This window comes from Nonomuraea lactucae, from assembly GCF_003313395.1.
GTDB lineage: Bacteria > Actinomycetota > Actinomycetes > Streptosporangiales > Streptosporangiaceae > Nonomuraea > Nonomuraea lactucae.
Map to the genome: position 1 here is coordinate 1 of NZ_QNFZ01000906.1, position 7,729 is coordinate 7,729.

The window sequence follows — 7,729 nt, forward strand, 5'->3', positions numbered from 1 at the left end:
CGCCCTCCGCGACCGGACGCGACACCGGCCGCGTGGCTCGCCGAGGGCGCGCCGCCGCGGGGCGCCCACTGTCAGCAGGCGCTGTGCACGGCCACGGCGTCGATGCGCGTGCCGAAGTTGGTGTCGTACGCGCGGGCGTAGTCGCCGATGTTCACGGCGCGGAACTCGCGGGGGTCGTAGTCGATGAAGCAGCCGCGGACGTTGGCGTAGAACGAGTAGACGTGGTCGTGGAGGTAGGGCGGCATGTCGCGGTAGCCGTTGGACGGCATCCAGCGCCAGGGCTCGCCCTGGTAGTCGCGGTCGCGCCAGAAGCAGATCTCTCCGGCGGCGCACTGCTCGGCCGCCCGCTGGAGGGCTTCGGCCGAGACCTGGTGCGGCCGGACCGGGGTGGCATGGGCGGGGGCGGTGACGGTGGCGGGGATCGCGACGATCGCGCCGAGGAGGGCCAGCTTGAGTGCCTTCATGATGTGGTCCTTTCAGGACAGGGGGACGAACCACTGAGCACTCTACGTGACTAAGCAAATACTGTCAGTAGTTGCGGTCAAGTCGCAAGAGCGCCCGCCGCGGTGGCGGGGTGCGGTCCGGCGTCCGGCAGATTCACCCGCATCGACCGAAATATCGGGATTCGGGGGCCTAAATGGGCGGCATGTGGATCTCTTCCGTGAGAGCATGACTACCGTTGGCGATCATGCCAACTTGCTGTCACGACCTTTGGTCAGGGCCCTGCCCGGCCGTCATCGAGAAGGATGGACGCATGCGCAAGTCTGCGAAGGCCCTTGCCGTCGCCGCACTGTTCGGCGCCGGCACGGTCCTCGCCCACCCCGCCCCCGCCATGGCCGCCGGCTACACCCCCGAGGCCGCCTGCGCCAAGGAGTCCGGGCGTGGTGGCTGGACCCACGTGAGCGACAACAGGAGGACGCTGAAGAACGGTGGGTCCACCTGGGGGCACGTCTGGCTCATGTGGAACCGTGGCCTGCGGAAGAACTGCGTAGTGGTGATCAAGACCGCCTACGCCGGGACCCCCACCTACACCCAGGCGATTCTCAAGGTGGAGGGCGGTGGCGCCTACCGCGACCCCGGCACCCTCACGGCCAGGAAGTACCGCTACTACGCCGCCGCCATCGGCTACGCCAAGGGCCAGTGCGTGGACTTCGAGGGCCACACCACGGACACGCGCAGGGACTTCGGGATCGCCTCGGCCAAGCGGGGCAAGTTCAAGAACTGCGGATGATACGCCGGCCGCACCGGGTCGGGCCGTACGCGGGGCGTACGGACCGACCCGGTGGCCCGCCCGCTACGCCTCGCGCTTCGGCAGGATCCGCTTGACGGCCACGGCCGCCGAGAACAGCGTGAAGGCCGCCAGCCCCACCCAGAAGGCGTTCCAGCCGACGAAAGGGGCCGACAGGGCGGCGCCTCCGAAGCCGGTCGCGACCCCACCGATCGGGTTGTTGTACATGCTTACCATTTCCTCTCTCTGCGCCATGCGGCGTCCCAGAAGGCTTTCGCCTGTGTTATCTGCAGGAAGACGTCAAAGATCATCTCTACGAAGAGCAGACCGGCGATGGCCATGTGCCTGACGCCCCTGCTCCGTACGGTCACGATCCGCTCGACCACGAAGAGGAGGGTCACCGCGAGCCACAGCGGTTGCACCTCGACCCCGCCCGCGACGGTGATCGACCAGGCCGTCGAGCCCAGGTAGGCGAAGATCACGATGATGCCGAGCAGCGACAGGAGCTGGCGACCCCAGTAGGGGAGCGTGACCGGCGTCCAGCCGTAGTCGGCGAGGTTCTCAAGCGCCCCCCGCTTCCACCGCAGGCGCTGCTTGAACAGGTCGCGCCAGGTCTCCATGACCTCCGTGGTCAGCGTGCACTCGGCGGGGCACAGGATGCGGAACTTCAGGTGCAGCAGCGCCAGGGTCAGCTCGTTGTCCTCGGTGAGCACCCGTACGTCGTAGACGTGGTGGTCACCGGGGAGGCGGCCGCTGCGGCGGGCCCTGACGACCTCCTTCAGCGCCAGCGCCCGGAAGAGCGTGGCCGTCCCGGTGAGCACGAGCGCGCGCCCCTGCAGCCTGCGCACGTCACGGGCGTAGCGCGCGTACTCGTTGCGCTGGAACATCCCGACCATGCCGCCGCCCGGCTTCCCCGTGAACGTGCCGCCCACCGCCGCCAGCCGGCCGGTGGCCAGCCTGGAGATCGCGTGGTGGATGAAGCCCGGGTCGAGCGCCGAGTCGGCGTCCATCACGAGGACGGCGTGCAGGGGACCGAGGTGCGGCAGCAGCACTTCGAGCACCTGGTTGAGCGCCCCTGCCTTCTTGTGGCGGTTCCCGACGGTGCGGATGACCTCGGCGCCGTGCGCTCGCGCGATGCGCTCGGTGGCGTCGGTGCAGTTGTCCGCGATCACGATGACGCGGTTGGGCCTGCGCTGCTGGCGCTGGAGCGAGATCAGCGTCTCGGCGATCTGGTCCTCTTCGTTGTGCGCGGGGACGAGCACGGTGACGCGCATGAGGGAGGCGGGCACCGGCGGCAGGTCGCGTCTGCCGTCCGCGCCGCTTCGCGCCCGGTGGCGGCCGGGCAACTCATGATCGCCGGCCAGGCGCCGCACCGCGTGCGGTGCTTGGCGCGTACTTGACTGAACCACTTCAGAACCATCCGGGTCATGGCATGCTGATGGACCGTACCAAAGGGTTACACGTGTGTTCTATGGGGTGGGTTTACACACCAGGGGCGAATGTTGGAGTACCAGCTCAGGTGCATGATCAGCTCGGATGGTGATCTATGGTCAGGGGTGCCGCTCTCGCGCTGGCCGCCCTCCTCGTGGCGGGCGTGGCCGTGCTCCTTGTGGACCGTTCTAGGCAGGCGGCTCCACCGGCGCCGCCCGCGAGCGCCGCGACCCCCCTCACGCGCCCGAAGGCCACGGCGCGGGCGCTGAAACCGGCGCGGCCCGTGCTGCTGGAGATCCCCGGGATCGGGGTGCGCACCACGCTCATGACGCTGGCCAAGAACCCGGACGGCACGCTGGAGGTGCCGCCGCTCTCCAGGGTCCACGAGGCCGGCTGGTACCGGCTCGGCCCGTCACCCGGCTCGACCGGCCCCGCGGTCATCGCGGGGCACGTCGACTCCAGGGACGGGCCGGGGGTCTTCTACCGGCTCGGCGATCTCAGGCCGGGCGACACGGTGAAGATCACCAGGAAGGACGGCACGCGCGCGACGTTCGAGGTGGACTCCCTGGAAAGCGTGCCCAAGGACCGCTTTCCCACCCGCAAGGTGTACGGGATGACCAAGTATCCCGGCCTGAGGCTGATCACCTGCGGCGGGAACTTCGACAGCCGCCGCCGGCACTACCTCGACAACATCATCGTCTACGCCCACCTCGTCTCCACCGGTTGGGCGAAGTCGCCCCGGAAGGGCGCCCTGGACGGTTAGTGTCACTCCGGACACGAGGAGTGATGATGAGCAAGCTTGCGCGGGCCGTGGAGCTGAAGGCCGAACTGGTCCACTTCGCCACCTCGGGCAGGTTCGGCCGCGAGCTGAACGACGTGCTCGGCCGGTTCTACGCGGACGGGCCGCCGGCCGACGAGGCCGCCGCCTTCCTGCCCGTCGACTTCTTCACCCATCAGCACGAGCTGTCCGGCGGCGGCACGGTCATCGACCGGTTCCTCGCCGAGGTCACCGGCCTGGACCGGGCCGACGTCGAGCTGCTCACGAGCTGGAAGACAGTGGTCGAGGGCGTCTTCGAGGTCCGGGCGGTCGACCGGGCGGCCGTGCTGCTGTTCAACCTGGTCGACGAGCTGGTCTACCGCGTGTTCTCCAACCGGGGCGAGGGCGCCTTCGACGAGCTGGAGCCCGGCGTGTTCGTGGTCGGGCGGCTCATCCCGCTCGGGGCCGACTGGCTGCTCAGCGGCACTCCGGCCGTGCACCCCGCCGGCGCGCGCGCCATGCTGACGCCCGTCGCCGCGCGGGTCGCGCTCGACAACCCGGCCTGGGTGATGCGCAACCCCGTGCTTCTGGCCCAGGCCCGCGAGCTGCAACGCGAGCAGCGGCGCTGCTTCATCGGCTACTTCGGCGCCGATCTGGTGGTGCTGCGGGGCAGCGCGGTGGGGCTCATGGTACGGGGCTATCTCGCCTACCAGGCGGCGAGGCTGGGCGGCGGCGCTCCGGCGGAGCCGGACCTCCCCGAGCACCTGGCCGAGGCCGAGACGGTGGCGCTGATCTTCGACGAGGCCCGCGGGCTCGGCTACTACGCCGGTTTCGGCAAGCTGGAGGAGCTCTTCGCCGACCCGCGGCTGGTCGTCAGGCGCGAGCACCGCGAGCTGCTGTCCGCCTACCTGCGCGGCGACGCCGTCTCGCCCGTGCCGATCGAGCGGCTGGCCGCGCGGGACCCGGACAAGGCGAGCGCGGTCTTCGCCGGGCTGCTCAACAGGGAGGGCTTCCAGTGGGAACGCAGCGGCGAGCTGCTGCTGCGCACCCACAAGCCGGGCCACTACAGCGGGCCGCCCATGCCCACGGTCACGCCGTTGACGGCCGCGATCGCGAACCACCTGGGTCTGCCCGCGGCTTAGCGACCGCCGGCTTCGGTAACCGCGTGGTGGCGGCTATCCGGTCGCGGAACGGGCGGCGGTGCAGCGCCTCGACCGTGGCCTCCAGCACCTCCGTGAGCGGCACCGGCAGCTCGGCGTTCAGGGCGGCGACCGCGCGGGTGGTCGCGTCCCACTCCGCCTCGATCGCGGGCAGCGCCGCACGGGCCCGCTCCGTGAGCTGCACGATGCGGCGGCGGCCGTCCACGCCCCGCTCCAGCGAGACGAACCCCGACCGCCTCATCTGGTGCACGGTCTGGCTGGCCGCCGAATGGGTGACGCCGATGGCGCCGGCCAGGTCACGGATGGCCATGGGCCCCTCGGCCACCAGGACGCGGACCACAGGGGAGAAGCGCGGCCGGTAGTCGGGCATGCCGAGATCGGCGTAGACCTCCGCGACCGCCCCGTCCATGACCTCGTGCACTTGGCGCAGCAGCGTACCCAGGAATGCCATACCCGAATATAGCGGCGCTGTCGGAGGCGAGGAGCCGATCGGCCGCGGCCCCATGCGGTCGCCGGTGGCTAGCGCTCCTCGTCGTCGCTGCCGTCGATGAAGTTGTCCAGCACGCGCGTCACGGCGTCACCCAGCGGGCGGAACGCCTCGGTGAGCGCGTTGGTGAGCGGGGCGAAGATCTCGGCCACCTCGCTCAGCAGGTCTGGCTCCTTCTTCTCCGGAGGCGTCCAGCGCATGGCGTCGGCGCTCAACGTCTCCCAGTCGTCGACTACGCCGTCGATGGCGTCGAGCACGTGGTCAGGATCGCGCGGCATGACCGTTCTCCAAGGCGCGAGAGTCGGACACCCTTTACGGTACCTCCGTGAGCTCGGGGCAGCTCGCCGAGGCCCCCCGTCGCTCGACGCGCCGACCACGTGCCCGCCCCGTGAGCGAGGGGGAAGGCTCTAGGCCGGGGTCGAGACGCCCACGCCGCCGCGCGTCTGCCCGCCGTACCGCTGCTTGTCGGCGGCGAGGTTCAGCGGCCGGATGCGGCTGCGGGCGGCGAGCGCCTCGTCGTCGATCAGCGAGGCCGGCACCAGCCAGCAGATCTCGTACTCCAGGCCGTCGGGGTCGTGCGCGTACAGGGCCTTGGTGGTGACGTGGTCGGAGGCGCCCACCAGCGCGCCCGACTCACCGAGCTTGGCCGCGATGCGTTCGAGCTCGTCGAGCGTGTCGACCTCCCAGGCCAGGTGGTAGAGGCCGACCGAGGTGCGTCCGGCCGGAGAGTCGGCCGCCTCCGGGCCGATCTCGAACAGGGCCAGGTCGTGGTCGTTGGACGAGCCCGGTGCTTGCAAGAACGCGCCGCCCGGCATGCTCATGACGACCTCGAAGCCGAGGGCGTCACGGTAGAAGGCGACGCTGCGCTCCAGGTCGCGGATGTAGAGGACCGCGTGGTTGAGCCGCTGGACAGGCACGATGAGCCTCCCCTTTCGCAGGAGTCGACGCCAAGTATATGAGCGTTCAACTAAAATGGCACCCATGACCCGATGGCTGGACGCCGACGAGCAGCGGACCTGGCGGAACTTCGTGGCGGCCACACAGCACGTGTACGGGGCGCTCGACCGGCAGTTGCAGCGCGACGCGGGCATGCCGCACACGTACTACATGATCCTGGTGACGCTCTCGGAGACGCCCGGGCGTCGCATGCGGATGAGCGAGCTGGCAGGCCGCGCCCAGTGCTCGCAGAGCCGCCTCTCGCACGCCGTCGCGCGCCTGGAGGAACGCGGGTGGGTGCGCCGCGAGCCCTGCCCCGACGACCGGCGGGGCAGTTTCGCCGTGCTCACCGAGGCCGGCTTCGACGCGCTCGCGGCCGCCGCACCCGGCCACGTGGAGGAGGTGCGCAGGAGCCTGTTCGACGTCCTGTCGCCCGAGCAGGTACGCGCGCTGAACGAAATATGCGCGGCCGTACGGAACACGCTGGAGCGGTAGCGCGAAAAGTGTCGGTGCCGCGTCGTAGCGTTCCTCCCGGAGGTCGGACCGCGGGCCCGGGGCGCGTCGCGTCCGATCTGGGAAGCCGGGCAAGGAGTCGGGGATGCATGACACGGATGAGGCGCTGTTCAGGACGGTCCACGGGATCGCGGGTCGCATGGCGGGCGAGCCGGTGCCCGTTGTGATGGACGCGTTGCTGACCCAGCTGCCGGAGGCGCCCGGTCTCGACGTGGTGGAGATCCGCCGGATCGCCGAGGAGATCAGCGTGGGGCGCGATCCTTCGGGCCTGTGATGCGCGGGCCCGGCTTGTGATGCGCGGGCCCGTTCGTGCAGCATCGGGGCATGGGGAGCGTTGACACTCGCCGTCCCGCTCGAGACAGCGTGCCGGTTCCTGGGGTGCCCGGTCGCGGGGCGTCGGGCGCGGGTTCGCCTGGCGCGGGTTCGCCGGGCGAGCGGCTGGCGGGCGAGTGGCTGACGGGCGTGGGCGCATGACGCTCGTGGCGGGCGTCGACTCCTCGACGCAGAGCTGCAAGGTCGTCATCCGCGAGGCGTCCACCGGGCGGCTCGTACGGCAGGGCAGGGCCGCCCACCCGGTGGGCACCGAGGTCCATCCGTCTCACTGGTGGGCCGCGCTGCTGCGCGCCGTCGAGGAGGCCGGTGGGCTCGACGACGTCGCCGCGATCAGCGTGGCGGGGCAGCAGCACGGCATGGTCTGTCTCGACGCCTCCGGCGCGGTCGTCCGTGACGCGCTGCTCTGGAACGACACCCGTTCGGCCGGAGCCGCCGCCGCCCTGGTGTCCGAGCTGGGCGGTCCGGCGGCCTGGGCCGAGGCCGTGGGCAGTGTGCCCGTGGCGTCGTTCACCATCACCAAGCTGCGGTGGCTGGCCGAGCACGAGCCCGAGAACGCCCGCCGCACGGTCGCGGTCTGCCTGCCGCACGACTGGCTCACGTGGCGGCTGGCGGGCGCGCTGGCCCTGCCCTGGCCCTCCTGGGGGGAGGCGCCACCGCCCCCGCTCGACTGGCTGACCACGGACCGGGGGGACGCCTCGGGCACCGGCTACTGGTCCCCGGCCGCCGGCGTCTACCGCACCGACCTGCTGGAGGCCGCCTTCGGCAGGGCGCCTATGCTGCCGCGCGTGCTGGGCCCGCTGGCGGACGCCGCCACACCCCCGCCCGCGGGCGCGGCCCTGTCCGGGACCACGGACCGGCCCGTGACGACCCCACCTGAGGGCGCG

The 7,729-nt window shown here is 71.1% G+C and carries 12 protein-coding genes; 6 read left to right on the top strand and 6 right to left on the bottom strand.

Features of this window, described 5'->3' with window-relative positions; genetic code table 11:
• Window positions 1-71: 71 nt before the first annotated feature.
• Entirely contained in the window at window positions 72-464 is a 393-nt protein-coding gene (locus tag DQW85_RS31305; protein ID WP_113703404.1) for a peptidase inhibitor family I36 protein, read from the bottom strand.
• A 290-nt stretch (window positions 465-754) separates the two neighbouring features.
• Between DQW85_RS31305 and DQW85_RS31310 the strand changes: the two genes are divergently transcribed.
• Window positions 755-1,231, top strand: coding sequence for a hypothetical protein (locus DQW85_RS31310; RefSeq protein WP_113703405.1), 477 nt, complete (start codon window positions 755-757; stop codon window positions 1,229-1,231).
• A 63-nt stretch (window positions 1,232-1,294) separates the two neighbouring features.
• On the opposite strand, the gene DQW85_RS44940 is transcribed toward DQW85_RS31310, so the two are convergent.
• Window positions 1,295-1,456, bottom strand: a complete 162-nt coding sequence (locus DQW85_RS44940; RefSeq protein WP_162795523.1) for a hypothetical protein — start codon at window positions 1,454-1,456, stop codon at window positions 1,295-1,297.
• Window positions 1,457-1,458: 2 nt separating this feature from the next.
• Window positions 1,459-2,637: a glycosyltransferase family 2 protein gene (locus DQW85_RS31315; protein WP_205315551.1), complete on the bottom strand. Its 1,179-nt coding sequence runs from the start codon at window positions 2,635-2,637 to the stop codon at window positions 1,459-1,461.
• A gap of 137 nt (window positions 2,638-2,774) precedes the next feature.
• Between DQW85_RS31315 and DQW85_RS31320 the strand changes: the two genes are divergently transcribed.
• On the top strand, window positions 2,775-3,422 hold the full coding sequence (locus DQW85_RS31320) for a class F sortase (RefSeq protein ID WP_113703406.1): 648 nt from the start codon (window positions 2,775-2,777) through the stop codon (window positions 3,420-3,422).
• Window positions 3,423-3,445: 23 nt separating this feature from the next.
• Window positions 3,446-4,558 carry a hypothetical protein gene (locus DQW85_RS31325; protein ID WP_113703407.1) on the top strand — a complete coding sequence of 371 codons (1,113 nt, stop codon included), beginning with the start codon at window positions 3,446-3,448 and terminating at the stop codon, window positions 4,556-4,558.
• Here the strand turns inward: DQW85_RS31325 and DQW85_RS31330 are convergent.
• The 3 genes from DQW85_RS31330 to DQW85_RS31340 form a co-directional block, all read right to left on the bottom strand.
• On the bottom strand, window positions 4,506-5,027 hold the full coding sequence (locus tag DQW85_RS31330; RefSeq protein WP_205315552.1) for a MarR family winged helix-turn-helix transcriptional regulator: 522 nt from the start codon (window positions 5,025-5,027) through the stop codon (window positions 4,506-4,508). The genes DQW85_RS31325 and DQW85_RS31330 overlap by 53 nt on opposite strands.
• Window positions 5,028-5,095: 68 nt before the next feature.
• Window positions 5,096-5,341, bottom strand: a complete 246-nt coding sequence (locus tag DQW85_RS31335; protein WP_113703408.1) for a hypothetical protein — start codon at window positions 5,339-5,341, stop codon at window positions 5,096-5,098.
• Window positions 5,342-5,470: 129 nt separating this feature from the next.
• Complete coding sequence (locus tag DQW85_RS31340) at window positions 5,471-5,980, bottom strand: VOC family protein (protein ID WP_113703409.1); 510 nt, start codon at window positions 5,978-5,980, stop codon at window positions 5,471-5,473.
• Between the two features lie 64 nt (window positions 5,981-6,044).
• Here DQW85_RS31340 and DQW85_RS31345 point away from each other — a divergent pair, with 64 nt between their 5' ends.
• The 3 genes from DQW85_RS31345 to DQW85_RS31355 form a co-directional block, all read left to right on the top strand.
• A complete protein-coding gene (locus DQW85_RS31345; RefSeq protein WP_420819198.1) occupies window positions 6,045-6,494 on the top strand; it encodes a MarR family winged helix-turn-helix transcriptional regulator in 450 nt (149 codons plus the stop codon).
• A 103-nt stretch (window positions 6,495-6,597) separates the two neighbouring features.
• Window positions 6,598-6,786, top strand: coding sequence for a hypothetical protein (locus DQW85_RS31350; protein WP_113703411.1), 189 nt, complete (start codon window positions 6,598-6,600; stop codon window positions 6,784-6,786).
• A gap of 196 nt (window positions 6,787-6,982) precedes the next feature.
• Window positions 6,983-7,729: FGGY family carbohydrate kinase (locus DQW85_RS31355; RefSeq protein WP_275888275.1), on the top strand; the 747-nt coding region annotated here is incomplete at its 3' end.

Bases quoted from the DNA above. Each gene is read 5' to 3' on its own strand.
- DQW85_RS31350 (WP_113703411.1), top strand. From the start codon at position 6,598: ATGCATGACACGGATGAGGCGCTGTTCAGGACGGTCCACGGGATCGCG.
- DQW85_RS31330 (WP_205315552.1), bottom strand. From the start codon at position 5,027: ATGGCATTCCTGGGTACGCTGCTGCGCCAAGTGCACGAGGTCATGGAC.
- DQW85_RS31305 (WP_113703404.1), bottom strand. From the start codon at position 464: ATGAAGGCACTCAAGCTGGCCCTCCTCGGCGCGATCGTCGCGATCCCC.
- DQW85_RS31335 (WP_113703408.1), bottom strand. From the start codon at position 5,341: ATGCCGCGCGATCCTGACCACGTGCTCGACGCCATCGACGGCGTAGTC.
- DQW85_RS31310 (WP_113703405.1), top strand. From the start codon at position 755: ATGCGCAAGTCTGCGAAGGCCCTTGCCGTCGCCGCACTGTTCGGCGCC.
- DQW85_RS31325 (WP_113703407.1), top strand. From the start codon at position 3,446: ATGATGAGCAAGCTTGCGCGGGCCGTGGAGCTGAAGGCCGAACTGGTC.
- DQW85_RS31345 (WP_420819198.1), top strand. From the start codon at position 6,045: ATGACCCGATGGCTGGACGCCGACGAGCAGCGGACCTGGCGGAACTTC.
- DQW85_RS44940 (WP_162795523.1), bottom strand. From the start codon at position 1,456: ATGTACAACAACCCGATCGGTGGGGTCGCGACCGGCTTCGGAGGCGCC.
- DQW85_RS31320 (WP_113703406.1), top strand. From the start codon at position 2,775: ATGGTCAGGGGTGCCGCTCTCGCGCTGGCCGCCCTCCTCGTGGCGGGC.